This is a genomic window from Kocuria sp. GQ42 (assembly GCF_059758435.1).
Window position 1 is genome coordinate 1 of the sequence record NZ_JCAXEN010000014.1, and the last position, 1,380, is coordinate 1,380.

A 1,380-nucleotide genomic window follows, 5' to 3' on the forward strand; every position below is an offset into this window, starting at 1 on the left:
GGTCTGTTGTTTGAGAACTCAATAGTGTGCCATGTTTGTTGATACCGGATGTTTTATTCGGTTGATTGGTTGTCGCCGTCCTGCCTCCGTGGGGTGGTGGCGACATTTTCAGCCGGGGTTTGATGTTTTCGTTGTTTTTTTGACGGAGAGTTTGATCCTGGCTCAGGACGAACGCTGGCGGCGTGCTTAACACATGCAAGTCGAACGATGATGCCCAGCTTGCTGGGCGGATTAGTGGCGAACGGGTGAGTAATACGTGAGTAACCTGCCCTTGACTCTGGGATAAGCCTGGGAAACTGGGTCTAATACTGGATACTACCTCTTGCCGCATGGTGGGTGGTGGAAAGGGTTTTACTGGTTTTGGATGGGCTCACGGCCTATCAGCTTGTTGGTGGGGTAATGGCTCACCAAGGCGACGACGGGTAGCCGGCCTGAGAGGGTGACCGGCCACACTGGGACTGAGACACGGCCCAGACTCCTACGGGAGGCAGCAGTGGGGAATATTGCACAATGGGCGGAAGCCTGATGCAGCGACGCCGCGTGAGGGATGACGGCCTTCGGGTTGTAAACCTCTTTCAGTAGGGAAGAAGCGAGAGTGACGGTACCTGCAGAAGAAGCGCCGGCTAACTACGTGCCAGCAGCCGCGGTAATACGTAGGGCGCAAGCGTTGTCCGGAATTATTGGGCGTAAAGAGCTCGTAGGCGGTTTGTCGCGTCTGCTGTGAAAGCCCGGGGCTCAACCCCGGGTCTGCAGTGGGTACGGGCAGACTAGAGTGCAGTAGGGGAGACTGGAATTCCTGGTGTAGCGGTGAAATGCGCAGATATCAGGAGGAACACCGATGGCGAAGGCAGGTCTCTGGGCTGTTACTGACGCTGAGGAGCGAAAGCATGGGGAGCGAACAGGATTAGATACCCTGGTAGTCCATGCCGTAAACGTTGGGCACTAGGTGTGGGGGACATTCCACGTTTTCCGCGCCGTAGCTAACGCATTAAGTGCCCCGCCTGGGGAGTACGGCCGCAAGGCTAAAACTCAAAGGAATTGACGGGGGCCCGCACAAGCGGCGGAGCATGCGGATTAATTCGATGCAACGCGAAGAACCTTACCAAGGCTTGACATTCACCGGACCGCCCCAGAGATGGGGTTTCCCTTCGGGGCTGGTGGACAGGTGGTGCATGGTTGTCGTCAGCTCGTGTCGTGAGATGTTGGGTTAAGTCCCGCAACGAGCGCAACCCTCGTTCTATGTTGCCAGCACGTGATGGTGGGGACTCATAGGAGACTGCCGGGGTCAACTCGGAGGAAGGTGGGGATGACGTCAAATCATCATGCCCCTTATGTCTTGGGCTTCACGCATGCTACAATGGCCGGTACAAAGGGTTGCGA

General features: G+C 56.5%; 1 rRNA gene. It reads left to right on the top strand.

The features are described from left to right. Positions 1-139: 139 nt before the first annotated feature. Positions 140-1,380: ribosomal RNA gene (locus AC6CH6_RS17845) — 16S ribosomal RNA — on the top strand; the annotation flags it as partial.